The following is a 26,866-nucleotide window of genomic DNA, read 5'->3' as shown; positions in this document are numbered from 1 at the left end:
AAAAAGAGAGCCATTAAGACTCCCTTTAAAATGGTATTAACTTACATATAAACTATCATTAATAGTAGTAACTACATCTTCTATTAAGTCACCGAACTCTCGTTTTAGCAGATTGTATCCACCATTGCTTTTAAATGGTTCTTCAGAAAATGCATCTTCTGGAGTAGGGGCGAGAACCGGTACTTGTAGAAGTTGTTTCTCGATTCGTTCTAACCATTTTTTCTGCCTTGGTGTCCAATCATGCAAAGCATATACTTTTTGCATTGCTTGCCTAATACGAGTTTCATGGTCTACAAGCGCTTCCCCTAAAGCTGCTTGGCGTATGAAGCTAATAATGTCAGCTGCAATGTCTTCATTTTTCGTTTGTTTCCATGCCGTTTGTAAGTGGGATTGCTTATAGCCTTTTGTTTCTAAAATCGTTATAAGTTCTCTTAAATCTTGCCTTGTTAAATCTTTTGGTCGTGTACACACAAGATGTAAGGCAGGGATTTCATTTATGTTTTCCTTTATAAAGCGAACAAAGCCATCTAAATAATCTTCCGGACGATTATTACCTTCTCCATAACCACGTTCCACAGGAAGAATTTTATCTTCCTTATTAGAAATATACCTCTTTTCACCTTTAACACGGTATGTTCCCATATATTCGAATAGCATGTTGTTTTCTTTTGCTTTTTTTGGAGTGTAAGTTTGAACTTCTTTCGCCCATTCATCTACCGTTTTTCCTTTTGAAAGTTCTTCAAACCTTTGCTTTCCTTCATCATCTAAACGTTGCTTACGCCTTTGAATTTTTGCTACTAATTGGTCACGGTAAAAGTTTGCTTCATCTTCAGTAGATGCATTAGTAAGAGATTCATATAGCTCCCCAATGCTATAGCTTTGTTGCTTTACGACTGGTTTCATTTCGGTGTAACTTTTCAACTTGTCATAAATACCTACAGCATCATATATATTGAAGTGAGTTTTCCCGATTTCTGAACAAAGTCGTGTCGCTCGCCCAAGCATTTGGTCATATAATATACGAGATTGTACTCGGCGTAGAAACACTAAGTTTGTAATAGCAGGTACATCAATTCCAGTTGTTAAAAGGTCAACTGTTACAACGATGTTAGGAAGCCTTTCATTTTTCAATCGCTTAATTGCATCTAATGGTTGATAAATCGAACCGGTTATTTTTACAATTGAATCATCTTCAACTTCGTCGCCACGTTCTTTAAATGCTTCTTTTAATAATCTTACTACCATATCAGCATGCTGGTCAGTCGCTGCAAAGATTAGTGTTTTTTCTTTACTAGTCGGGTCTATATAGTCTGTTAATTTATTTAATACAGCACGATTGAACGGTTCCGTGATAACCCGCTTATTAAATTGCTCGACATCAAAACTTATGGTGTCCTCAACCTTCTCTAGCTGGATTTGACTTTTATCAACATCATACACTTCTACTTCTTCGTCTTTTTCAAACTTTATCCCAGCTTGCGCTAACTCCGTTTTAAATAAGTATGGCGGTTCGTGGTCCACTAAATATCCATCTAAAACAGCTTCACTGTAAGAATACTTAAAGATTGGCATGCCGAAAATTTCCGTTGTATGAAGAGCAGGCGTTGCAGTTAGCCCTAAACATGCCGCGTCAAAGTAATCGATTACTCTTCGGTACTGGCTAACGTAATCGTTTTGGTCATTGAATAGCAATTCCTCTTCCGACATTTCGCGGTCACTCGTGTACCCTCTATGCGCTTCGTCCACGATAATAAAGTCATACTGTCCAACTGTTGGCAGCTTCTCATTATCACTGTAGAATAGCCTCTTTACCATTCCTTGGACTGTTGCAATATGTACCTTAGTATCGAGTTCAGGTGAAACATCCTCTAGCGACTTTACATCAAATATACTAGCAAAAGATAAACCTTCAACTTTCGTATCCTTTAATGAATCTTCCGTTTGTCTCCCTAACGAATTTCTATCTACTAAAAACAAGATGCGACGACACTTTTTGGTAGCGATTAATCTATACATTAAAGCAATGGCTGTTCTAGTTTTACCCGTACCAGTTGCTTTGGCTACAAGCATTCTTCGCTTACCTTCTTTAAGTGCCTGTTCCACAGCAAGAACTGCATTTTGTTGATAATGTCGTAAGCCAAACCTTGTTATATCTTCCGCTTCTAATCGTTTATCAGCTTCAAAACCATCCTGTTCTAGAAGAAGTCTTATGTCCTCTGGAGAATGCCAACCTTCAAGTGGTCGTGCGTATTCCTTTGGCTTTCTTGAATCCCAAAACCAAATTCCTGATTCTTCTTGTAGCTGTCGCAAATAAGGTCTTCCGTTCGTTGCATATAAAAATGGTACTTTATAATCTGAAGTAGAAGGGATGATTTCTTCATCATCAACCTGTATTACATTCTTTGCGTATGTCTTAGTTTGGCTTTCTAGTACACCAGGAATGTTTTTCCTTTCCGCTTTTGCTTCGATAAGTCCCACTAACTTCTTACCTAAGAAAAGGGCATAATCGACTCTTCCACCTTTTACTTTCCACTCTGCAATTACCAAGTTCCGATTCTTCTCTGGTAAAGTTCCATATTTTTGGTTGTTGAGTTTTTCAGTATCGACTTCCCAACCTGCCGAACGTAACTTTTCATCAATAATTGCTCTTGTCTCAGCTTCCGTTAACTTGTTTCGTTGAACAAACTGCTTAGACTTTTTGCGGCGTTCTTTTTTCTCTTTACCAGTTTCCTTTTCCGCCTTTTCACGAGCTCTTGTTAACTCTTCTTCCAATTTACGCTTTTCATCATATTCTTGAACAAGTTTTTTAGCTTGAACCATACTCATTTCGATTGGTTCTGTATATATAGGAGCTTCGAAATCCCAATCCCCGTAAACTTCCATAAACCATGTGGCTAGACGAAAAGAAAAACGCAATAGCACCTTTGCGTCATCCGTATCCCCGTAATCCGCTTCGTGAGAAGCACGATTACCTTTTCGACGAAGTGTTTCAAGTAGTTCAAGTAGTTCCGGCTCTAATATTCCTTCCCGACGTATCGCATTAATACGGTGCACTTGTTTCGTATCATAGGTCTCTTTAATATTCTCAGATGCAAGAATAAGCTTCGTTAATGTCTCACCAAACAAACGAAGCTTCATTATTGTAGTATGTGGGTCATGATAAACGTTGTTCTCAGCTGATTCTCCTAAGTTGGCAAGTACATCCCATTTACCTTGAAAAAAAGAAAAGTTGCTACTCATCGACATCACCGTTTTCAGATTATTATTTATCTTAATTGTATCATAATTACTATTTTTAAGGGAAAATATGTATTTCCCTTGAGAATAAGGAATCCGTTAGTCTTATGTCTGTTTTTCATCTTCACATCGTATTAATAGAATGATGCATATGGTAGAATTTAACTAGTAAATATTAGGGAGGAAGATTTTATGAGATTAATAGAGTTTAGTGTGACGAACTACAAAGTTTTCAAAGACACCTTTTCCATTAACTTTTCAAAAGATTCGATTGCTATTTTAACTGGAAGAAACAACACCGGAAAATCAACTATATTAGAGGCAATTAACTGTTTCTTCCAAAAAGAGACTAAGGCAAAAACTATACCTACCGATTGCTTCTCTACACGAAATACGAAAATAGTTTTAAAAGCAGTATTCGAATCTGCTGACGATAAAATCACTATTGTAAAGAAGTACAAAGAGGAGTTAGCACCTAGTTTTTATGATGAAAATGATATTGAAATTAAAGCAAGTCACGAACTGAAAGAAAAACTAGATGAAGTTTTAAACAATAAACCCTTTTACATAACCCCATCTATGCTACCAGATGATATTAACAGTTTAATTCAAAATATATACACTGAAATACTCAAGAATAATTTAGAAAAACTTGAGAGCGAAGATGGTAGTTCAGAAGAAAATGAACTAGCTGAAGAGTATGCTCAACTCAAAAAGGCTTACCCTGAGTTTCTAAGAAAACTTAAACTAAATACGGATAAGCTATTAGAAGAAGTAAGTGGTGACGTTTCGGATAATTTGCAAAATCTATTTTCTAACGAACATTTATCTTTAAATGTAGTAGGTGGAGAAAGTGAGGGCTTCTCATCATCAGACATATTAAAGTCTACAAGCTCCAGCGTCCATATTGATAGTAATAAGCAATCTAAAATGCCTTTAGCAAATCAAGGAACTGGATTACAACGTATGAGTTTGATATACCTTATTCAAAATATGATAGAGAAAAAACTTATGGGTGAAAGTGACAATAAATTGTTATTGATTGACGAACCAGAAGCTTTCTTGCATCCAGAAGCGGTTAGAGCACTAAGTCGTTCTCTATATAAGATTGGTGAAAAAATGCCACTTATGATTTCTACTCACTCACCAATACTTATAGACTTATCTGAAAGACACACCTCGATTCAAGTTTTTCGAGTCGGTGAAAAAGCTGCAATTCAACTATATAAATCTATTGGTGAACAATTTGATGAAGATGATATTAAAAATATGAAGATTTTAAACTATATAGATTCTTATGTTAATGAGTTTTTCTTTGCTGACAAAGTTGTAATTGTGGAAGGTGATACTGAGTATATTGCATTTAAACACTTCGCTAAATCAATGAATGAGAACTTGCACATAATTCGTGCAAGAGGTAAAGCTACTATATGTACCTTAATGAAAATCCTCAATCAGTTTAACTCAAGTTATGATGTGTTACACGATGTGGATAACCATATAAAACACAGTGCTTCTACATTAAAAGGTCAACTAACTAATTGTAAAAAAATTCTAGAGCTAAAAGAAAATGATAACATAAGAATTTTCTGCTCAATCTCAAACTTTGAACAAGCAATTAGCATCGGAGATATACCCAATATTAAGAAGACACAAACAATTTATGATATATTACACGGAGTCTCTGATACAGATGAATTTGCTAAACCTAGAATGATTGTACAGAATTTGTTTAAACAAATAATAAACCGAAATGAAGAAAAAGCTTTGGAGTTTGGCTTTCAAAGAATAAAGCATGAACAGGATTATGAGGATTTATTTATTGGATTAATACAACAGAAAGAAATGGAGGAGGAAAAGGCAAAAGAAGAAGAAATAGGGGCTTCCAACTAACTTAGATTAATATTAATTAATTCAGCTCTTAGATTAGATTGGCTTTTTAAAATTGCAAGGAAGAAGAGGACAAATTAGTATAAGGAAGTTCTCAAAATTAAGGCTTTTGCACTCTTCCAAAGCAGCAGCAACTACTGTGGAACTAGGACAATAATTAGTATGGCATTAATCTCAAATTCTACAGGGAAGATTACCTTAATTTAATAGAGTAAAAAATGCTCAGCTATGGATGTACTGAGCATTTTTGCTATAGTTACACTTGTTAAGCTATATTCATTTTCTGCGGTTCTTGGAAACTATAAAATACCTTCGCCGTTCCATCCTCTTCAATTTCAATCCTTGAAATAAAACGATGTATAACTTCTACAAATGCCTCTTCAGAAAATAAAAACTCTAGAAATTCTTCTTTAATCTTCTCAATGTTGCTGTAATTTTTATCAGCAGAACTTTCTTCAAACCCTTTTAGCTGCTCACTTAGTTTAATTATTTCCTCTTCATTTTGACCTTTTACGAAGGTAAATGTATCTACATCCATTTGACCATCAGCCAACATTTGAATGTATTTTACTTTTCTATTATTAAGCACTTCAATTTTACTTTTAACCTTTTCTATTTCTTTAATACTATTATTCAATGCAGTTTCAAACTTTGACTCGAACTTTTTGAAAAGCAAATCAATATTCAACACTTCTAGGAACATCTCAAAGTCGTTAACTAATGCAGCAGTTAATTTCTCTTCCTTGATTGAATGAGAGGAACATTTTGATTTGCCATATCTTCCATATGTTCCACAAATATAACCTTTCCTACCAGCTCGGTACCACATTCCCCGACCACAATCTGCACAGAAAGTAACATTCGTAAACAAATGGAGTTTAGGTGCTGTAATATTCTTCTTTCTTCTTATCATTTCTGCTTGAACAGCATCAAAATCAGCTTTTAGAATAATTGCTTCATGTGTACTTCTTACAATAGTTAGTTCTTCCTTACTCCTTGTTTTTCTACCTGTACTAACTACACTTATCGTTTCAGTTCTCCCTTGAACTAAATTACCAACATAATGCGGATTCTCTAATATGACCTTTATTGTAGACCCTCCCCACACTAAGCCGGCATTTCTTTTATTTATTATTTGAGCTGGAGTTGCTACATTTTCGAGGGTTAGGTTTTTTGCAATTGTATCTACACCAGTACCTTCTAAATATTCTTTGTAGATTCTTCTTACAATACTAGGTGTTTCATCTTCTCTAATATATAAAGTTCCATCTTCTAAACGGTATCCATATGGAGGAACTGAGCCTTGGTACTTTCCCTTTATGGCTCTTGCTTTTTTAGAGCTTTTAATTCTTCTACTTTGGTTTTCAGATTCTTTTTCATACATCCACGCTAGTATCCCTAACATGTCTACATTATTTTCCATTGTGTTTACCATTCCATCAAGTGAAATAATATGTACACCTTTTTCCTTCGATAGATTCGCTATCTTATATGAAAGCTCTCCGTTTCTTGCTAACCTTGATAAATCTTTAACAATTACTACATCGATTCTTTTATTTTTAATATCTTCGAGTAATCGTAGTAGTTCTGGTCTTTTTCCCTTGGTACCTGTTTTTCTGTCAATATATAATTCTGCTAACTCCCAACCCTTACTATTAACAAATTGATTAAACATCAATTGCTGATTTTCTAATGAGGAATCTTGTTCTTTTCTTCCTGTAGAAACTCGACCATAGGCACCTACTCTATACATGATTAATTCCTCCTCTTTCTCCAATGACAATTCTATTCTCTTTTCTTGCTGCAAAATCATTTAACTTTGAATTCATTAGCTCCTTAAACATCTGTTCAAAGGAGTTCCCATCGTTATTAAACTTTCTCTTTATATTCATGTTGTTTTTCCCCCGTATTCTTGTGTTGTTATGTATGTAATTTCGATTTTTTGTCCAAAATGGTTATTAGAAGTTCGATATTGTAACCAGAATGGTATACCATCTCGGAAGTAAAACCGAACCAGTTAAATTAGAAAGCCGTAGTAGTACCGGCTTTTGCCCATTAAGGTTTTTTCCTATTTTTAAAATATGGTCGTAGGTTCGGTTTTCAATCCATTGAATTATGTAAAAGTTCGATTTTCCATCTACTATCATCTGGTTATAAAAGAAACCGGATTGACTTTAAATTGAATATCAAATTCAATTTTGTTCTCACTTTTAAAGTGTATTCCGATTTCGTTAACAAAGTTCAACAAGATTAATCGTTGCTCTGCCATTGATAACTTGCTCATATCAATATTTTGAAAACTATTCAGAAACACTTCTAGTTCTGAAGGAATTAGAAGAATTTCGATTTCTTTAATTGACTGTTCAATTTGAAGAATTTCATCTTTCAATTTGCTTTTAACATTTCTAAAGACACTGTTTAACTGATTTTGCTGATGAATTTCAGCTACCTTTTCATTAGCTAATACAAGTTGTTCCTTTGCCTTAAGTAATTCCATTTGCTTCTGAAGTGACTCGATATATTCTTTAAGAGCATTAATTACAGTCTCAGAATTTATTTTTACAGACATGGATAACTGTTGATGAATATAGCCCAATAGTCTTTCATTTAATACATCTATATCCATTTCATAAAAGCAAGTAGTGCAAAAATACTTAAGATAACTGTATTTAGTTCCTTTTTTCTTTGTAGAGCTGTTTCGATGCATTAGATGGTTTCCACAGTTTTTACAAACTAGCAAACCACCAAATAAAAACGGAGTTTCTAATTTGTTATACTTTTTCTTCAGCTCTCGATTTACATCAATTAGTTTATAGAAAATACCTGGAACAATCGCATCGTGACTATATTCAATTAAATGGTCATTTTGATTGATGTGTTTATGGCGAAAAGTCCAACTGAGATGCCCCATGTATACTGGATTCTTAAGGATATTTTCTATACTGCTTGTCCGCCAGTGCTTCTTTGTTGGAGACGGAATACCTGCTTCATTTAAGATATCTGTTATCTTTTGTATTGAATGTCCCCAGGATGCTAAGTAATAAATAAAAAGAACAAACGGAGCATTTTCATTTGGAACCAACTTCTTATCAATTTGGTTATAACCAAACGGAACAGTAGAACCAGGACGTTTCTCAGAATCTAAATCTGTCTTTTGAGAGTCAATTGTTCTTCTTGATTTATCATTGGATTCACCGTTGGCTATGATTAGTTGAAGTTTCACATCTAAATCAGATGGCGTCCATTCATCCTCTTTTGTAGTTGTATAGAATTTAAGGTGCGGCTTTTTAGCAATAACGTCGGTATAAAATTCCGATACAAAAGAGTAAATTTTTCTGTCAATGCGGGAAAAATCATAAAACATGATAGCACTGACATCTTGGGATAGGACAATTTCTTTCATCATATTTAAACCTTTACGTCGACTAGCAGATTTCCGGTATGCACTTTGAGCATCATCGTAAAAGATAAATTCATCCGGCAAATAGTAACCCTTTTTCTCGGCATACTCCTTAATTGCTAATATTTGAATTTCAAACGACTGATTCCCTTCTTGTTTATGTGAAGAACGTCGTATAGAAGCAACTGCCAGTTCTCTTTTTTCATAAGGTGTTATTTGGTTATGTGCATCCTGTTTACTCACATGCTAACTTCCTTTCTAATTGTTCATTGTCTAGGAACTCGTTAAAGAAAAGATTAAGACCTAATGTCGATTCGTGAACATAGCAGTCCTTAATAATTAATCCAACTAAATTTATTAATTCATCTCTTTTTAGGCAGTCACTTATTTTGACATTGCTTATCAGGTATTTCACTTTGTTTTTATAGTTTTCACAAAGCAATTGGTTTTCTCGAAATTCTTTTCTTTTTTGCTTACTTTCTACTAAAAGTTTCAATTCATCTTTTTCATATTGTTTGGAAAGAAATCTTTCATAAGACATTGTCGCAATTTGAGCCTCAATATACTCAATTTTTTTATTTGCAGCCTCTATTTCATTTCCCAAGTTATCGAGTATGTGATTTATCATTTTTATAGCTTTCTTTTCGATTTCTTCCTCATTCAAGTTTTCAAAGACCATTGAGGAGCAATTTATTAACATATCATTGTAATCCTCAACGTTTATACTTATTTTTTTATGTTTATTCGAACAAGTATAAATGCCTGATTCACCCATTTTGCTTTTTCGGTACATCATACTCTTTTCACAAATACCACACTTAGGAGGTAGGATATTTTCTTCACTTCTTCCACTTAGGTTTTGCTGCAATTTTTTGACGAATGGTTCAATTACTTCTTGTATCTCAAGGAAAGTCTCCTTAGAAACACCGGGTTCAACATAAGGGAGCGAATTTAAATATGTGCTAATTTGTTCACAACCGGCATAGAACGGGTCTGTTAATATTCGCACGATATCAGTTGGTTGTTTTTTCATTAGACTTGAAAAAGTTGATACTAGCTGAATAAATTCAGTAGTATTGGCAATTCGCCTAGACTTCTCAAATAATTGAAAAATTTTATTTTTATGCTCCATTTTAAGAGTGTAAGATTTCTTGCCTTGGTCGTCTTTGTACGTATCATAACCAAATTTCCTTGGCGGAAGCTTTCGGTGGGCATCTGCAACTCGACGAGCAATTGATTTCCCCTCTTCTTCAATTAATATTCCATTAAAGCCTTCGATTAGATAATTGGAATTGAAAGTCGGATAACTTGAATCTGTGGAAGTAAATACTACTTCAATGTCATGTAAAATGAACAAATCCACCATTTCAAGGTATTCATAAAAATTTCTTGTTAGTCGGCTTCGGTCATAAACATAAAGGGTATCAACCTTGCCTTGACTAATAATCGACATAACTTCCAGTATTCTCTCCCGGTTCTTCAGCTTCATCTTATTTGCGGACACACCAAGCTCATTTACCTCAATATACTCATCTTCATCTAGAGCATCCCGATACTTTTTATCAGCAGCAACTTGCATCTCAAGGCTTTGGTTTTCTGTACTGACTCGTCTTAAAAAGACCTTTAGTTTTTGCTTTAAAGAATCAAACTTTTTTGCCAATTTTAATGCCCTCCCAGAAACCAAATAGACTATTAGACATATCTTCTGCAGACGAACCAGTAGAAACAAGTCTAACATTGTACTTATTGTGCAAATACTGGAGCTCATTATTGTCTACTATACTTCGAGCCAGGCGACTTGCATCGTAGACATAAAGAGTATCCACTCTAACTAGCTCATTTAGATTAATTAACCGAAGACTGCACTTTCTTCCGTGAAATTCAACAACTGAAACATCTCCTTCATTTAATTCAATGAATTCGTGCTGAATTAAGCATTTTCGAAATTGATAATCAGTCTTCAGTTGATTTTCCAAATTACTTTCTTCTCTTCCTCTTCTATAGAAGACCTTTTGCTTCATTTCCTTATTTGTCACATTATTTGCTAACATTGTTATCATCCTTTTCTCTATAATGTTTACTTAAGATAATGGTTTGAAGAGTAGTAGGAAAACCTAGTTCTTTTAATAGCATTCTTTCGATAAGCCTTTCTATTAAAATGGTTCCAAGTTCATTTGACTCTTCAATAATCTCAATTTTCCTTACTTTGTATTTCATACAACCACCTCCAGTCATAATCACAGAATTGACTGAAAATGGTTGTTGTATACTTACTTCCTATCTTCTAGGTATAAATCAAACTCCATTTGGAAAGAGGCAACTTCATTTCTCACATCTTTCCTTGGTACGACCAACTTATACGTTTTGGTTCCAGGAAGCTTTAATTGTTCCAATCTATTATTCATGACGTTTATCACCATCCAAATGGGAACTAATATCCCAAAACCTTTTTAATAAATCAGTTGATACATTATGTTTTATACATACTTTTTCGATTTCACTCTTTCGATTATTAAAGAAGCTGGTGCAGCTACTCATTATTTTTCTCTCCTTGTAATTACATTTTTAATAACGACTTGATTTTTCTGTTGTTACTATTTCTAATCCTTCGAACAGGACCTTTGATTTGCATTTTCATGGTTGTTCACTCCAATCTAGTTGTTTTTTGTCTAGTCAATCTGTTTTCCAAACTTGGTATTGTCATAATACAAAATTCAAAATTAAAATGGATGAAAAATCGAAATTATTTTTCAAAAAAAAAATAAAGTTTCTTTGAGCAAAAGTTTCTCCGATAATCCCACAAAGTTTAATTAAAATTTGCTATAATTGTTGTTTTTCTTTTATTGGAGGCTTGACTTACATCTCGCAAAATATGTTTCTTGTAAAATCTTTTTTAACTCGTTAGCAATATGTTATCTAGTTACTGAACCAAATAAACAACTGCCTAGAACAGCCTACAGCGAGGTGAGTTTGTGAAAGAACGTATTTAAATTAACGGAACCGTTTAGTTGAATGGGAAATCAGTAACGGGTTTTGAGGATTATGAAAGATTCTTGTTGGAAGTGTCGAATATCTATTTTATAGGTTATATAAAGGAGACAGTTAAATGAGTAATGATTATGCTAAGGCAGCAAAAATTGCTGGGGTTGCTGCCTCATTTTCAATTCCTGGATTTGGATATCTAGTCGAATTGCAGAGTCTGCAAAAAATGCCATTAAAAAATTAATAATGCTGTTGAAGCTGGGGAAATCAACAAATTATGAGAAGAAGCAGCTATACAAGAGATTAAAAATAGAATTTTTGACTTCTAATCAAGGGTGGTTCAAGAATTAGCGATTGCAAGGAAATTTGAAAATGCATATGAAGTTGCAAAAAAAATATATTCAGAAAAAATAACAAGAAGCGAAGGGAAAATTGAAATTAATAGGACTACAGGCATGAGCGAAGGTTCTGCACAGGCTTATATTACTATTTTTCTTGCTATGATGAGTGGAGAAGAATATAAAAGAGCCTTTAATAATGAAACAAATAGGTTATTTCTTGAATATATTAGAAAATATTTTGGTCTAGAATATTCTCTGAACGCTCTAAACGCAGCGCAGAAATACATAAATTATTATTCTACTTTTAAAAAGGGCACTTCAGGACTTCAAAACATTGTTAATGAAATGAAATCAACTTATATAATTAAAGATGGCTCTTTTCGCATAGATTGTGGATATTTTGACCATCGTTATAAGAGGTAATAAAATAATCTTTCAGGAGGCGGTTTCTCTATGATTAAAGACATCTATACTACGTTCTCAGACTTAACTAAGGACGAGCAAATTCAATTATTAAACCTTTTAAAAGAAGACTTTATCGATAATGAAGATGCTGATTGAAAGATGCATCACACAATTAGAGAAACCCGTTTTAAAGAGGGTTTAGGCTGCTTTCATTGCGGAAGTGTGAAGGTAAAGCGAAATGGTAAATACAGAGAGAGACAAAGATATCTTTGTCGTGACTGCGGAAAGTCATTTAACGACCTTTCAAATACTCCGATTGGAAGCTATATTGACCCGTCTTCTTTGTTATGCACAGATACAGCCACAAATTACAAGAAATTTGCCCAAATCAAGGCACTTAAACACGAGCCAATAAACCTAAGCAAAGAGGGGTATGTCAAAAAGGGCATCTACCATCTGCAAAATGTGAATAACTACCATAAACGTTTAAAGGGTTGGATGGACAGGTTCCAAGTAGTGGCTAAAAAGTATCTTGACAATTACCTATACTGGTTCAGCTTCCTTCAGCAAAGTAAGAAGTTGGCTGAAAAAGAGCAGATAAACCAAATGCTTCTAAGTTCTTGTCAAAATCCAAATAACATTACCGTCAATTTCCTGCGTGAGGTATAAAAAAAAGCCATTCCTGTTTGGACGACTGTATTAGTTATACCGTTAAAGCCCTCATTACTTTCATATCAATCATTTATTAGTTACTTGATTTTGCAAAAGTTCTCCTGACAAGAGCTAAAGCAGTTAAAATCAATACTTGCAATGAAAAATCCAAGTGCATAGTTCTGGATACTGGCTTCGGGAACATTATCATTTATCTCTAAGCCAAGAAAATGTATCCCCACGCCATCACCATCAACTTTTGTTCCAAATGACCATAAATCAATACCTTTAACAACCATTAGAATCGAAATTGACGCGACAAATACACAAAGAATCCATCTACCCGTTGAATTCATAAGTTTCCCTCCTTGTTTAAACATAGTGTTTTCCTGTTTTTTACTGAATCCTTGTTCCATAAAAAACTGCCAGTCAGCTGAATAAGCCTCTGTCTATATAATTCCATAAAAAGTAAATTATTCCTCTTTAATTAAAGCAACAATCTTTACGAAAAGAGCCTTAAAGATAGAATAGGCTAGGAAATAAAAACACTGTTGTTATTGAATACAACAGTGTTTTTATTTCTAACTATTTATTTTTGATATCCTCGCCTAATTCTTGTATTAATATCAAACGAACTAACCTTACAAATTTAAAGTTATGATGAAATATATGACTGTAGGTAAAAAAGACAATATCCCTAAAATAACTAATTTTCCACCTTTGATATTAGTAAAAGAATTATTAAATAAATTAATGCCCATTAAAATCAATACTATAGGAATATAGAAACTATTAATACTAGCAGGGATTACCAATAGAATAACCCCAATAAAAGTTAAATAATGTATTATTCTGTTATATCTGTTCTTTTTACCTTCCATTTTAAAACAACCCTTCCTTTTTAAGTAACTATTGACATATTTTTCTATTAATCTATACTATATATTAAATTGATGAAAGGTGGTATAGGTTTTTGAAAAAAATAGTGATTTTATTTAGCGTTCTTTTGTTATTAGTACCAGGACCAGTAACTTCTTTTGCAGCTACACAAACACCAGTAGAAAATAGTAGATTAAAAGATTCAAATCATTCTGAAGACCAGGCTGAGTTCGAAATTGATGGGGTTACATATACTTTAACTTTACACAAAGATGGTAATTATCAAGAAGCTGTTATAAGTGATGGAAAAACAGAAGAAACTGTTTCCTATGATAGTTCAAAAGATGAACTTAAATTTGGTGATGAACTAGTTAGTGATGAAGATATAGAGCTTATGAAAGAGAGTGTTGCTAACTCAACTGTCGAAGACAACTCCACAAACTTAGATGGAAAACTTCAAATGATGGCTGTGAGCCAAAACATTCCTTACAGACTAGTAAAAACATATAAAAATGCTATCAATGTACCAGTTGCAACTGCATTAGTAGTAACAGGTCTTATTCTAATCCTTCCTACTGGCACAGGCGCAGTAGCTGGTGCTGTTTTGACAGCAAAAATAATAGCTGTTTTAGTAACTGCTATCGTTTCTTCGTTAAAAGATACAGGTAATAAATATGTGTATTTCACTTTTAAAACCTACTACAAAGGTCAAGGTGGTTATTGGTGGAACAAATTTGTCCTCTCGGCATATAAGGATAGTAATCGGACAAAATTAATCAAATCTGTATCACATGAAACTAAATATGGTAAAAAATATTCATATGATTATTTAGAAGAGAAAAATTCTCCACTTGTTTCACTTTACGCTTAGGAAAAATTTTACTACAAATATATTATTCAACAAAAGAGACCATTTACTCAAAATTAATGGTCTCTTAAGTCTATTTATAAGGATATTGGTTGTGGAAATAGAAATAAATTATCTGAGTTTTAAAAACTAGCGGAGGAGATACTTAGTATTAGAAATGATTTTTTCACAGTGTAGTAATTTTATTTCAATGAGACTAACTAATCCAGAGGACCAGAATTATGTGAAAAGATTACTCCCAGACCTTATAGGACCCGTAACAGATTCTTTATCAACTTTAAAAGAAGGAGAAGCCATTATTATTGGTGATTCAATAATAATGGCTTCACTTGTTACAACAGACAGATTTAACCCACAACCATCTTCCAACGACATCGCATATTTATCAGAATGGAAATAAGAATGGTTTAATACAGATTTTTAAGCATTTTTAGAAAGATGGGTTAAGTAAACCTTTTGAGCTTGGAAACATTTCCAAGCTCCATTATTCTTCTATCGTTTACAAAGCTTAAATCAACTATCCATCACCTTTTATACATTAGTTCCAAAGGAATTTTAATTATTGGTAATCTAACATATTTCAATTGGATGGTGAAAACAATCATAAGTATATTTCACTACAATCAACTACAAAATCCTTATATACCTTCATATAATCCAACTGGTCATAATAATCTATAAATTCAAGTATCTGCTCATCATAATCTCCATCTGTTGGATTAGGTGTAAATGATATATCTACAATGTATTCCTTTTCAATTTCACTGTAGACTGCTGAAATGAAGTCTTCATAATGCTCTTCATAAATCTCCTCATGTGTTCCCGAAATATCATGCTCGTTAAAGTATTTTGCTAGTCCTCGTTTAAAATATGAGATTGACTCAAGCTGGTATTCTTTGTGTGTAAGAATATCAAAGAAAAAGACGGATTCTAGGAATTCAATTAAATCCCATTGTGAAAAGTTCACTTCAATATCATCCTCGTTATACTCTGTTATGAGGTGGGATATTGCCTTTATCTTAAATTCATCCCATTCAGCAAAATCAATATCCTCAAGTATATTTACGACTTCCTTACAAATTGAGGTTAATTGATTATTTTTTTTATATAGGGCATTTACTATCTCTTCTGGCACTTGCAGTTTTACTAGTATGGATAGTTTTTGCTCTTCAAAATATTCTTCATCAATAGTTCTTATTAATTCATCTATCTTCATTAAAAACACTCCCAATCACCTTATAAAAGACTCAACAGTAAAAAAACAAAATAAATCTGTCAATTAGGTTGAGTATAAAGTGTTGTATTCTCGAAAGTCAAACTCTTAAATCATATATGTTTCTATCCGATATTCCTGAGAATTTTTTATCTGAAAATTGTCAATATTACTTATAGGTAAACACTACTACATCTCAACAATAATGATAGGAGTTGAGATGATTTGAAATGCGCTGTATACATTCGTGTATCTACAGATAAGGAGGAACAGAAGACTTCTTTAGAGAATCAGCAACGTTTCTTTTACAATGTTATTGCAGATAAGGGGTGGGATTTATTTCGCTTCTATATTGATGTAGAATCAGGCACGAAGGATAAGAAGAGAGAAAACCTTCGCCAGTTAATTGAAGATGCTAAGGAGCAAAAGTTTGATGTAATACTCTCAAAAGAATTATCTAGATTAGCTAGGAATGGAAAACTTTCATATGAAATAAAGGATATTGCCGAAAAGCATAACATTCACATCATAACATTTGATAATGCAATAAACTCCCTAGAGGGCAATATCCATATGTTCGGCTTATATGCTTGGGTTTATGAACAAGAATCCCAACGTACTTCTGAACGTATCAAGGCAGCCTTGACTACTAATGCAAAAAGAGGAGATTTCCAGGGTTCAAATGCTCCTTATGGATACAAGCTAGTTGATAAGAAACTATTTCTTGCGGAAGACAATACTCCCGATATAACTAAAAGCATCTTTGAACTTTATATTAGTGGGTTAGGTTTTGATTCAATCGCACGTCACCTTTCTGACAAAGGATACCCTACACCTGCAAAGGTAGCTGGAAAAAGTAATGCTGGACGTTTTTGGCATGGTTCAACCATTAAAAAAATTTTAAGTAACCCTCATTATACTGGTGATTTGGTACAAGGAAGAGAAACAACAAGAAGTGTTACTTCCCAATCACGACATAACCAACCTATCGAAAAACATATTATTGTTAGGAATACACATTCTGCAATTATTTCTCATGATGTTTTTGATGCTGTTCAAAAATTAATGAACACACGAAAAAAAAATTTTACGAAAGTCAAAAGACATCTTTTTACGAATGTTTTATTTTGCTTAGATTGTGGGACAGGAATGTGGTACCGGCAAAACCGATGTGGTTATATCTGCGGGAGATATGCAAGACATGGAAAATCTGCTTGTACTCAAAGGAATGTCAAAGAAAAGTATATTGAAGAACACATTCTTAATGACATAAAAGAAGCAGCATCAAAAGTAAACCAAGAACAATTGTTAGAAAAAATGGAATCTAGTATCGCTAAGAAAAACCATCAAGTTTCAATAACAATTAAGCAACTTGATTCAAAGATATCAGATATTGAATCAAAGAAGAAACGATATCTAGAAATGCTTGCAGAAAATTTAATTACTCACAAAGAATACAGAGATGCAGCTAACGATTCAGATGAACAGATTAAGATATTGAAAATTAAGAGGAGTGAGTTACAAGCCTCACTCCAATTTAAGAATCTTGCTGAAGACGTTCAGCTATTAAAAACTACCTTAAATCGCTTTCTACTGAAGGAAGAGGTGACTGAAGAAATGGTCCATCACCTTGTTGAACGAATTGACGTTGACAAGTATGGAACTCCTAAAATCACCTACCACTTCTCATTAATGAACAATAGCTAGTAACTATTCTTCTCTCAAAACTATCTGCGACACACATTCAATATGCGTCGTATGCGGAAACATATCAACAGGCTGAACCTCAACCGTCTCATATCCACCCCGCTCCAACACCTGTAAATCCCTCGCCAATGTCCCTGGATTACATGAAACATACACAACACGCCTTGGCTTCATATCCAAAATTGTCTTTAGCAGTGCCTCATCACAGCCCTTACGCGGTGGATCAACAACAATCACATCTGCCTTATTGCCTTGCTTGTACCATTCTGGAATAACTACCTCTGCTTCACCAACAGCAAATTCAGCGTTCTCAATTCCATTTAGCTCTGTATTTCGTTTCGCATCCTCAATTGCTTCTGGAATAATTTCAACACCAAATACCTTTTTCGCTTTTTGTGCTAGAAATAGCGAGATCGTTCCGATACCACAATAGGCGTCAATCACTGATTCTTCGCCTGTAAGCTTTGCATATTCTAGCGCTTTGTCGTAAAGCACCTTTGTTTGCTCAGGGTTCACTTGGTAGAAGGAACGTGCTGAAATGGCGAATTTGATGTCACCGATTTTGTCGTAAATATATTCTTCGCCCCACAGGACCTTTGTTTCGTCACCGAAAATGACATTTGTTCGTTTGTTGTTAATGTTTTGGACAACTGATTTAATCTGTGGAAATTGCTCTGTTATTTTTGCAAGAATTTCATTTTTGTGTGGAAAGTCAGCTGTTTTAGTCACGAAAACGACCATTAATTCTTTTGTCACTAATCCATAACGAACCATAATGTGACGCAGCCAGCCTTTGTGCTTTTCTTCGTTATAAGCACGTATTTCGTATTCTTCACATATTGTTTTGACGTATTGAACGATTTCGTCATTTTCAGCTTGCTGAATCAGACAACGTTCCATATCTATGATGTCATGACTTCGTTTTTGATAGAAGCCTGCAACAAGTCCACCTTCACGTTCACCAACAGGCACCTGTGCTTTATTTCTATAATTCCACGGGTCCTGCATTCCTAGAGTTTGATGAACCTTTACCTTTGTTAAATCTAGCTTTCCGATACGAGCTAGAACTTGCTCTACTTGTTTTCGTTTAAAATCAAGCTGTCCCTCGTAGCTCACATGCTGTAATTGACATCCCCCACATTGTGAGTAAATCGGGCAGGGAGCTTCAATACGATTTTTACTTTCTTCATAAAGCTCAATCAATTTACCAAAAGCAAAACCTTTCTTGATACCGATCACTTTTATTTTCGCTTTTTCATCCGGCAATGCATTCTCTACAAAAATGGGAAAGCCCTCTATTTTAGCAACTCCAGCACCTTCATGTGTTAGGTCCTCAAAAGTCACATCATAATATTCATTCTTCATAACTGGTGCTTGTAATTTTGGCATCATGTTCTTCCTTTTCTACCTTACTTCTTTCATCTATATTAACATACTCATTCTCTATAAAAAAATCTTCAAATAAGGTATATTCGCTCTATTGTGTATAATTTTTGTTTGGTAACTATGATCCTTAAGTGTTAAGTCGACCCTTCTACTTATCAATTAGTCACGTAGATAGATATATTTCTCTAAAAATAATTACTTTAGGATTTAGTATTATAAGACTCGATATCACACCAAGGGTTTATTGTGCGGAAGGTGCGAGACTCCTGCGGGCGCAGCGGGACAGGTGAGATCCCACAGGCGCCGTGCGCCGAAGAAGCTCACCCGCCCGCCCCTAGGAAAAATCGATCTTTAAAAAAGCCGGCAGTTGGGCTTTTTTATTATTTTTCCGCGGAAAGCGAGCAACCTGTAGCACAATCAACCCTTCCCTTTACCAAAGCTATAATGATTTATAACTATAAAAAAACTTGGCAATATCACTAAGCCAAGTTTCCTACTCTTCCATTTGTCTCGCCTTATCAGATGACACAACAATATCAATATGCTGATACATATTAACAAATTCACCCGGAAGCATCCCGCCATATTCACCATCTAAATTAAGCTGCATTTTATCCTTATTCGAAACCTTCACTCTATTGGCCTTCGTATAAATCACATGCTCATCATTAATATGCTCGCCTCTTAGTGCTAGACTTGCCACGCGAATGAATTCCGCTAGATTTGCTTTTTTCAAAATTAACAAATCAAACATCCCATCATTTAACTTCGAATCAGGTGCAAGCTTTTCAAAGCCACCAACTGAGTTTGTAAGCGACACGAGGAATAACATGATTTCTCCTTGAAAAAGCTTACCATCATATTCAATCTCTACCTCGGCAGGACGAATCGAAGGAAGCATTTCCATACCTTTTAAATAATAAGCAAGTTGTCCAACAACTGTTTTTAGCTTACTTGGTACTTCATACGTTAATTCTGTTAAGCGACCTCCACCGGCAATATTAATGAAATAATGATCATTCACTTTACCGATATCAATTTTCTTCGTTTCTCCACTTAAAATCACTTCAACAGCTTGAAGAACATTATTTAATGGTATGCCAATCGCTCTGGCAAAATCATTTGTCGTCCCAACTGGAATAACGGCAATTTGTGGTCGATGATCTAAATTAGCGATCCCGTTAATCACTTCATTTATCGTTCCATCTCCACCAGCTGCAACAATCAAATCAAAGTTGCGTTCAGCAGCGAGCTTTGCTGCTTCAATTGCATCTCCCTCACATGTTGTCGCATGGCAAGACGTTTCGTAGCCTGCTTGCTCGAATTTTTGTAAAACCTCTGGTAGGTTCTTCTTAAAAAGCTCCCGACCTGAAGTTGGATTATAAATGATTCTAGCTCTTTTCATTCCCCATCATCCTATTATCTAAGAATGTATTTCTAACACTGAACAAGCAATAATTATACCTCTATGTAAAAAAATCGCAAGTATTCTCATCTCTTACTTTGTCCTATTTTAACAACAATGAAACATTTATTTTTACTTGGTGTTATTGATTGTTCAAATCGATATCCACGTCTAATTGAAATTTCTTATTATTCCCAATCTATATTATCACCATGTTTTCAAATAAATGTAAAGCTTTAAACTCAAATAGTTAAACTTTTTGTTAAAATAAAAGTAGTTACTTTTGGACGGAGGATTGAAAATGGACAGAGAATATAATACCCAATATATTAGAAGCATTTATTTAAAAAGAGACGAAGTTCCATCATATCAAACATATCCATTTCATTTACCAAGCATCAAATCTCTTACAGAATTAACTCTACATCCTGATGTAACATTCATTATTGGTGAAAATGGGATGGGAAAATCCACTTTGTTAGAAGCAATCGCATTATCTATTGGCTTTAATCCAGAAGGTGGTTCTCTCAACTTTAACTTTTCTACCTATGACTCCCACTCAACCCTTGAAAATTACCTTAAAATCGTCAGAGGTATCGCTAGACCGAAAGATGGTTTCTTCCTCCGTGCGGAGAGCTTTTATAATGTTGCCTCAAGTATTGAAGCAATGGATAGTGAGCCTGGCCGAGGACCACGTGTAATCGATTCATTTGGTGGAGTCTCTCTTCATGAACAATCACATGGTGAAGCCTTCTTCGCCACCTTTAATAACCGCTTCCGTGGAAATGGCATTTATATTTTAGATGAACCAGAAGCAGCACTTTCTCCACTAAGACAATTATCCATGTTAACAAGAATACAAGATTTAGTGAAGGAAAAATCACAATTCATTATCGCCACACATTCACCTATTATTATGGCCTTTCCGTCTGCAAAAATTATTGAATTAACAGAAACAGGTCTTCGTGAAACAAAGCTCGAAGACACTAACCACTACACAATTATGAAGCAATTTTTTGATGACAAAGATCGCATTCTTCATCATTTGCTAAGGAAATGAAATGGTAGATAGATTGATGAATTTAAAAATAAATTGACAAAAAAAGTTCTCAATTCAATAATGAATTATAACCAATTTTTAACATCAAAGGATGGTAGAACTGAGAAAAACGTTTAAATACTCAACAATATTCATATGGGCACTAGCATTTCTTTATTACCTTGATATTTTTATGCCAAAAAACATTTGGTACTTTGTCTTAGGATTTCTAGGTCTATTTTTAAGTTACCTACTAATTAACAAGATTTTCGATAGTATACCTTATAAACAAATAAGATAACTTTTTAAGGAGCTACCCAAAAATGGTCAGAAATAAAGCTGTCCTCATTGTTTCAGCTGTGATTTTCAGTGTATGTATGTGTTTATACTTCCCGTTTCCTAACAACCAAACAATAGACGCACGTGAAATATTCATGTCCTTTCCAATAAGAAATCAAGACGGCTACCTACCCCTTGGTATAGTTGGGTCTCTATTATTTTTAATCGCCTTGATTTTACTCATTGTTGGTATGAAAAAATATCATTTCCGCACAATTGTTATTGTTATGATTGTTTACTCACTTTTACCTATTTTCCTCATATCGATTTATCAAGAAACGTTGGCTAGTGGTATTTCAGCCGACTCATATGATGGCAATGGAACGTGCAATTTTGAATCTTTGAAAGATGACGTATTAAATGGAGAATGTGAACTGGTGCTACATAACCGTAGCAATGAAGAGATATCCTTTAAATTGGAATTTTTAGATTCCTATCATTTTGAAGATGATCTGCGAATGGAATCACTAATGAATGTAAATGGGCCACATATGATTACGATCGGAGCCAATCAGAAAGAGACACTTCAAATGAAAGAATACCTCGAATTATATGATGTTCCCAATCATATCCAAAGTGGATCATCGAATTATATCAATATAAAACTAATTGATGGAGAATCTTCCCGCATTTTATAACCCTCTATTAGCTCTATGATCATTATAGAAAATAACAAACACAAGCTCAGAGCCATGAACTCTGAGTTTTTTCATTGAAGCAATTTACTTTTATGTAACATAACCCTATTGTATAATCATATTATGTAACATAAGGGAGTTTTCATTATGAAAAACGTTGAAGCCATAAAAAGTGAAGAACAACTTGCTTCTATGCAAGCTTATTTAAAAACTCGTTCTCATCGTGATTATTGTTTACTTTTGTTAGGTATTAATACTGGAATAAGAATTTATGATCTCTTACACCTACGTGTTGGTGAATTTCTAAACGAAGATCATAAAATCAATGAATTTTTACATTTTTCGATATACAAAAGCCCTCCTATTTATCTAAACGAAAGAGTACGTGACTCAGTTGTTGCTTGTATATCACATGGATCTCTACGTCCGGAAGACTATTTATTTAAATCAAAGAAAACATCAGAGCCGATTACACGACAGCAGGCCTACCGAATTATTAATGATTCTGCTAAACAAGCGGGCATTACTGAAGCAATTGGTACACATACATTAAGAAAAACATTTGGTTATCACGCATATAAAAAGGGAATTGCTATTTCATTAATACAAAAGCGACTTCAGCAATCATCTCCCTCCGAAACAAAACAATACATTGGGATCATGAACGATTCTTCTATTGAAATCAGACTTGATGTAAATTTATAAAAAGTGAGTTGTTGTAAATGTTTGAAGAAATCATTCACACAGACACATTTGTATTATTAACAAGTATCCTCTTAATCGCAGGAGTTGTAACAACTAAATTTTCTGCTAGACTCGGTGTTCCAGCACTTGTTCTCTTTATCGTAATTGGAATGGTCATGGGAAGTGATGGGTTAGGATTTATTCATTTTGATAATGCGAGCACTGCACAAATGATTGGTGTGTTTGCTCTTGTGATCATCTTGTTCGAAGGTGGTTTGCAAACAAAGTGGAAAACATTACGCCCTGTTATTTTACCTTCACTTTCTTTAGCAACATTTGGCGTTCTGTTAACCTCAGGAATCGTTGCTAGTGCTGCTTGGTTTATTTTAGATTTAGGCTTGCTCGAATCCTTACTATTTGGTGCGATCGTAGGATCAACAGATGCTGCTGCTGTATTTGCGGTGTTAAAAGACCAAAACATTAATGAACGAATTGGTACAACATTAGAAGCAGAATCGGGCTCAAATGACCCGATGGCTGTATTTCTAACCGTTGCTATGATCGAGCTCATCACAATGCCTAATACTAGTATCATTTCGTTAATTGGGACGTTTATTTTACAAATGGGACTTGGTGTGATTATTGGTTTTCTTGCTGGGAAATTAGTCGTAAAAGCATTGAACCGAATCAATCTGGATTCAAGTGGACTTTATCCAATTTTCGCGATTGCCTTTGCTCTACTCACTTATGGAGTAACTGCATTTATGAATGGTAGTGGATTACTTGCTGTATATATTTTAGCGATCGTGATTGGTAATTCAGAAATTGCCTACAGACATTCGATTTTTCGTTTTTCCGAAGGTTTTGCATGGATGATGCAAATTTCAATGTTTGTGATACTAGGATTACTCGTTTTCCCTTCTGATCTATTTACATGGGATGTTATTTTAAAAGGCTTATTACTTTCATTTATTCTTATATTCGTCGCAAGACCAATCGCGGTATTTGCTTCAACAATCAATTTGAACTATACAAACAAAGAGCTCATTTTCCTATCATGGGCAGGGCTAAAAGGTGCGGTACCAATCGTACTTGCCACATTCCCATTACTGGCAGGAATTGAGGGTAGTCAATTAATCTTCAACGTTGTGTTCTTCGTTGTTTTAACAAGCTGTCTTATCCAAGGTGCAACAATCACAAATCTAGCTGAAAAATTAGGCTTAACAGGTCCTAAAAAAACAACACCGATGCATTCACTCGAACTTGTGTCATTAGGAAAAGTGAACACAGAAATGATCGAATACGAAATCGAAGAAGACTCAGTCATCGCCGGGCAAACATTGCTCGACATTAAGTTTCCTGAAGGGGCACTAGTTAATGCGGTCATCCGCTATGATCAGCTCATCACTCCAACAGGTAATACGAAAATTAAGCCTGGTGATTTCCTGTATATTCTGACGTCGAAGAAAAGTAAGCAGTCGTTGAAAAAGCTTCTTGAGGAGAAGAAGGAGCAGGAAATTGAGTCAGTTGAGGAAAAAGATACAGATTGATTATTAAGAGCTTGGATTAGTCCGAGCTCTTTTTTAATTTTTTAAAGCCCAATAACATCCTCCGCTCCCCAAACCGCAAGCTCATTCCCCGGACATGCAACGACTAGCCAAGTCTCGTCATCTAATTCATCATGCGTGCTCCCAACCTGCCAGCTCTCATATTCTTGATGATGTCCCCATATAAACAGGACTTCACCAGAGTCGAATGTTAAAAAAAGATGTGGACAATCATCATGTAAGGAAACCTTGATAATTTCTTTTAAACTTAATTCACATAGTAGTTTTGCTGATTCAACCAGATCTAGCTTTGGTAACTCATTATGATGGGGGGTATATTTCGGCATTGTTTGATAAAGGCAAAATTCACTCTCAATATTCAGATACACCTGACCATGTACTCGCTCTGAGTTGGTTTTTGTTTCTGAAAGTAGTAATTTCGGGCCGTAAAAATTTACACCTTCAATTGTAGCTCCTTTACATAGGAAGTTTAGTATGTTTAAAGCATCTTTTTTGTCCTTTGGATTCATTTTGTCCTCCTTATGCTCATACTTAGGCGTGTTTTTTGTTCCTAGCTGTAGTCTTGATTCTACTTATTTGCTCTTTTCACCTGTTTATTTGCTGATTTGATTCGTTTATTTGCTGCTTTTCCCTTTTTATTTGCTATTCTGGCTCATTTATTTGCTCTTTTCCGGAATATATTAGTTTTTCGACAAAAGCCGACACGCACACACATCAACATCCCACCACGCCAATTCCACGTGCCCACCACCAAACCAAAAAGGATGAAATCACTAAGATTTCATCCTCTCCAACTTATCTTTTTTGAATTTCTTCCATCAACAGCTTATTCACTAATGGTGGGTTTGCTTGTCCTTTAGTTGCTTTCATAATTTGGCCAACAAGGAAGCCGATTGCTTTTTGTTTACCATTTTTGAAATCATCAACAGATTGAGGATTTGCGTCTAGTGCGTCATTTACAAATTTACGTAGAGTTTCATCATCAGAAATTTGGACTAAGCCTTTTTCTTTGACGATTTTCTCGGCATCTCCACCGTTTTCGATTAGTTCTTTGAAAACTTGTTTCGCGATTTTAGATGAGATTGTACCGTTTTCGATTAATTTGATCATGCCTGCTAATCCTTCTGCTGTTAACGCAACATCTTTAAGCTCTTTGCCTTCAGCATTTAAATAAGCTGACACTTCACCCATGATCCAGTTAGATGCTTGCTTTGCTTCAGCACCTGCTGCTAACGTTTGTTCAAAGAAATCAGACATTTCTTTCGTCATTGTTAATACTTGTGCATCATATTCTGGTAAGCCAAGGTCGCTCATATAGCGCTTGCGGCGTGCATCTGGCAGCTCAGGAATCGAAGCACGGATACGTTCCTTCCACTCGTCATCAATGTATAACTCAAGAAGATCTGGTTCTGGGAAATAACGATAATCATCTGATCCTTCTTTTACACGCATTAGAATTGTCTTTTTCGTAGCTTCATCATATCGACGTGTTTCTTGATCAATCACTCCACCAGAGCGAAGTACTTTTTCTTGACGCTTTTCTTCATACTCAAGGCCTTTTTGTACAAAAGCAAATGAGTTTAGATTTTTAAGCTCTGTTTTTGTTCCGAATTCTTCTTGTCCTACTGGACGTAATGAAATATTTGCATCACAACGAAGTGAGCCTTCTTCCATTTTACAATCCGAAACCTCTGTGTATTGAATGATCGCTTTTAATTTTTCTAAATAAGCATATGCTTCTTCAGGTGTGCGAATATCTGGCTCAGATACGATTTCCACAAGTGGTGTACCTTGACGGTTTAAGTCAACTAATGAGTAACCATCACCAGAGTGAACAAGCTTTCCTGCATCTTCTTCCATATGAATGCGGGTAATTCCGATACGCTTTGTTTCACCATTTACTTCAATATCAATCCAGCCATTTTCTCCGATTGGTTTGTCAAACTGAGAAATTTGATATGCTTTCGGATTATCTGGATAAAAGTAATTTTTACGATCAAACTTTGTTTCTGTTGCGACTTCACAATTCAAAGCCATACAAGCCTTCATGGCAAAATCAACAACCTTTTTATTTAAAACAGGTAACACACCAGGATAACCTAGCTCAACAACTGTTGTGTTTGTGTTAGGCTCAGCACCGAAGTGGTTTGGTGCACTTGAAAATATTTTAGATTCTGTTTTTAACTCAACATGGACCTCAAGTCCGATGACCGTTTCATATTCCATTGTTTTTC

Annotated in this window: 24 protein-coding genes and 1 pseudogene; 10 read left to right on the top strand and 15 right to left on the bottom strand. The window is 34.7% G+C overall.

What is annotated here, in order from left to right:
* Window positions 1–36 precede the first annotated feature (36 nt).
* Window positions 37–3,240, bottom strand: a complete 3,204-nt coding sequence (hsdR, locus tag LC076_RS19455; RefSeq protein ID WP_226670752.1) for a type I restriction-modification system endonuclease — start codon at window positions 3,238–3,240, stop codon at window positions 37–39.
* 189 nt (window positions 3,241–3,429) lie between these two features.
* Between hsdR and LC076_RS19450 the strand changes: the two genes are divergently transcribed.
* Window positions 3,430–5,130, top strand: a complete 1,701-nt coding sequence (locus tag LC076_RS19450) for an ATP-dependent nuclease (RefSeq protein ID WP_226670751.1) — start codon at window positions 3,430–3,432, stop codon at window positions 5,128–5,130.
* Window positions 5,131–5,392: 262 nt separating this feature from the next.
* On the opposite strand, the gene LC076_RS19445 is transcribed toward LC076_RS19450, so the two are convergent.
* From LC076_RS19445 to LC076_RS19415, 8 genes are all read right to left on the bottom strand, one after another.
* A complete protein-coding gene (locus LC076_RS19445) occupies window positions 5,393–6,880 on the bottom strand; it encodes a recombinase family protein (protein WP_226670750.1) in 1,488 nt (495 codons plus the stop codon).
* Window positions 6,873–7,019, bottom strand: a complete 147-nt coding sequence (locus LC076_RS19440; RefSeq protein WP_226670749.1) for a hypothetical protein — start codon at window positions 7,017–7,019, stop codon at window positions 6,873–6,875. Before LC076_RS19440 ends, LC076_RS19445 begins: the two co-directional genes overlap by 8 nt.
* A 251-nt stretch (window positions 7,020–7,270) precedes the next feature.
* On the bottom strand, window positions 7,271–8,770 hold the full coding sequence (locus LC076_RS19435; protein ID WP_226670748.1) for a recombinase family protein: 1,500 nt from the start codon (window positions 8,768–8,770) through the stop codon (window positions 7,271–7,273).
* Complete coding sequence (locus tag LC076_RS19430) at window positions 8,763–10,187, bottom strand: recombinase family protein (protein ID WP_226670747.1); 1,425 nt, start codon at window positions 10,185–10,187, stop codon at window positions 8,763–8,765. Before LC076_RS19430 ends, LC076_RS19435 begins: the two co-directional genes overlap by 8 nt.
* The gene (locus LC076_RS19425) at window positions 10,171–10,578 is read right to left on the bottom strand and encodes a recombinase family protein (RefSeq protein ID WP_226670746.1); all 408 of its coding nucleotides are present in this window, start codon (window positions 10,576–10,578) and stop codon (window positions 10,171–10,173) included. The genes LC076_RS19430 and LC076_RS19425 overlap by 17 nt, the downstream gene beginning before the upstream one ends.
* Entirely contained in the window at window positions 10,565–10,744 is a 180-nt protein-coding gene (locus LC076_RS19420) for a hypothetical protein (protein ID WP_226670745.1), read from the bottom strand. The genes LC076_RS19425 and LC076_RS19420 overlap by 14 nt, the downstream gene beginning before the upstream one ends.
* A 53-nt stretch (window positions 10,745–10,797) precedes the next feature.
* Window positions 10,798–10,932: a hypothetical protein gene (locus LC076_RS24265; RefSeq protein ID WP_264191616.1), complete on the bottom strand. Its 135-nt coding sequence runs from the start codon at window positions 10,930–10,932 to the stop codon at window positions 10,798–10,800.
* Window positions 10,925–11,065 carry a hypothetical protein gene (locus LC076_RS19415; protein ID WP_226670744.1) on the bottom strand — a complete coding sequence of 47 codons (141 nt, stop codon included), beginning with the start codon at window positions 11,063–11,065 and terminating at the stop codon, window positions 10,925–10,927. The genes LC076_RS24265 and LC076_RS19415 overlap by 8 nt, the downstream gene beginning before the upstream one ends.
* 779 nt (window positions 11,066–11,844) lie before the next feature.
* Between LC076_RS19415 and LC076_RS19410 the strand changes: the two genes are divergently transcribed.
* Window positions 11,845–12,273, top strand: a complete 429-nt coding sequence (locus tag LC076_RS19410; protein ID WP_226670743.1) for a hypothetical protein — start codon at window positions 11,845–11,847, stop codon at window positions 12,271–12,273.
* A 30-nt stretch (window positions 12,274–12,303) separates the two neighbouring features.
* Window positions 12,304–12,924: pseudogene (locus LC076_RS19405) on the top strand (IS1595 family transposase).
* Between the two features lie 80 nt (window positions 12,925–13,004).
* Here LC076_RS19405 and LC076_RS19400 read toward each other — a convergent pair.
* Complete coding sequence (locus LC076_RS19400) at window positions 13,005–13,262, bottom strand: hypothetical protein (RefSeq protein ID WP_226670742.1); 258 nt, start codon at window positions 13,260–13,262, stop codon at window positions 13,005–13,007.
* Between the two features lie 617 nt (window positions 13,263–13,879).
* Here LC076_RS19400 and LC076_RS19395 point away from each other — a divergent pair.
* Window positions 13,880–14,656, top strand: a complete 777-nt coding sequence (locus LC076_RS19395; protein ID WP_226670741.1) for a hypothetical protein — start codon at window positions 13,880–13,882, stop codon at window positions 14,654–14,656.
* A gap of 220 nt (window positions 14,657–14,876) precedes the next feature.
* The gene (locus LC076_RS19390) at window positions 14,877–15,053 is read left to right on the top strand and encodes a hypothetical protein (RefSeq protein WP_226670740.1); all 177 of its coding nucleotides are present in this window, start codon (window positions 14,877–14,879) and stop codon (window positions 15,051–15,053) included.
* 201 nt (window positions 15,054–15,254) lie between these two features.
* Here LC076_RS19390 and LC076_RS19385 read toward each other — a convergent pair whose 3' ends face one another.
* Complete coding sequence (locus LC076_RS19385; RefSeq protein WP_226670739.1) at window positions 15,255–15,869, bottom strand: hypothetical protein; 615 nt, start codon at window positions 15,867–15,869, stop codon at window positions 15,255–15,257.
* 222 nt (window positions 15,870–16,091) lie between these two features.
* On the opposite strand from LC076_RS19385, the gene LC076_RS19380 reads away from it, so the two are divergent.
* Window positions 16,092–17,573, top strand: coding sequence for a recombinase family protein (locus LC076_RS19380; RefSeq protein ID WP_226670738.1), 1,482 nt, complete (start codon window positions 16,092–16,094; stop codon window positions 17,571–17,573).
* Window positions 17,574–17,576: 3 nt separating this feature from the next.
* Here LC076_RS19380 and rlmD read toward each other — a convergent pair whose 3' ends face one another.
* Together rlmD and LC076_RS19370 are read right to left on the bottom strand one after the other, a co-directional pair.
* The gene (rlmD, locus tag LC076_RS19375) at window positions 17,577–18,962 is read right to left on the bottom strand and encodes a 23S rRNA (uracil(1939)-C(5))-methyltransferase RlmD (RefSeq protein ID WP_226670737.1); all 1,386 of its coding nucleotides are present in this window, start codon (window positions 18,960–18,962) and stop codon (window positions 17,577–17,579) included.
* A gap of 490 nt (window positions 18,963–19,452) precedes the next feature.
* On the bottom strand, window positions 19,453–20,364 hold the full coding sequence (locus LC076_RS19370) for a diacylglycerol kinase (protein ID WP_226670736.1): 912 nt from the start codon (window positions 20,362–20,364) through the stop codon (window positions 19,453–19,455).
* A gap of 301 nt (window positions 20,365–20,665) precedes the next feature.
* Between LC076_RS19370 and LC076_RS19365 the strand changes: the two genes are divergently transcribed.
* The 4 genes from LC076_RS19365 (at window position 20,666) to LC076_RS19350 (ending at window position 24,614) form a co-directional block, all read left to right on the top strand.
* Window positions 20,666–21,424 carry an AAA family ATPase gene (locus tag LC076_RS19365; RefSeq protein WP_226670735.1) on the top strand — a complete coding sequence of 253 codons (759 nt, stop codon included), beginning with the start codon at window positions 20,666–20,668 and terminating at the stop codon, window positions 21,422–21,424.
* A 302-nt stretch (window positions 21,425–21,726) separates the two neighbouring features.
* Window positions 21,727–22,380: a hypothetical protein gene (locus LC076_RS19360; protein ID WP_226670734.1), complete on the top strand. Its 654-nt coding sequence runs from the start codon at window positions 21,727–21,729 to the stop codon at window positions 22,378–22,380.
* 147 nt (window positions 22,381–22,527) lie between these two features.
* A complete protein-coding gene (locus LC076_RS19355) occupies window positions 22,528–23,085 on the top strand; it encodes a tyrosine-type recombinase/integrase (protein ID WP_226670733.1) in 558 nt (185 codons plus the stop codon).
* A 17-nt stretch (window positions 23,086–23,102) separates the two neighbouring features.
* Window positions 23,103–24,614: a potassium/proton antiporter gene (locus LC076_RS19350; protein WP_226670732.1), complete on the top strand. Its 1,512-nt coding sequence runs from the start codon at window positions 23,103–23,105 to the stop codon at window positions 24,612–24,614.
* Window positions 24,615–24,655: 41 nt separating this feature from the next.
* Here the strand turns inward: LC076_RS19350 and LC076_RS19345 are convergent, their stop codons facing one another.
* Window positions 24,656–25,141 carry a hypothetical protein gene (locus LC076_RS19345; protein WP_226670731.1) on the bottom strand — a complete coding sequence of 162 codons (486 nt, stop codon included), beginning with the start codon at window positions 25,139–25,141 and terminating at the stop codon, window positions 24,656–24,658.
* Between the two features lie 286 nt (window positions 25,142–25,427).
* Entirely contained in the window at window positions 25,428–26,858 is a 1,431-nt protein-coding gene (gene gatB, locus LC076_RS19340; protein ID WP_146950370.1) for an Asp-tRNA(Asn)/Glu-tRNA(Gln) amidotransferase subunit GatB, read from the bottom strand.
* Window positions 26,859–26,866 lie beyond the last annotated feature (8 nt).

This window comes from Metabacillus litoralis, assembly GCF_020524045.1.
GTDB classification, from domain to species: domain Bacteria; phylum Bacillota; class Bacilli; order Bacillales; family Bacillaceae; genus Metabacillus; species Metabacillus litoralis_C.
This window is presented reverse-complemented; position numbering and strand designations above follow the sequence as displayed.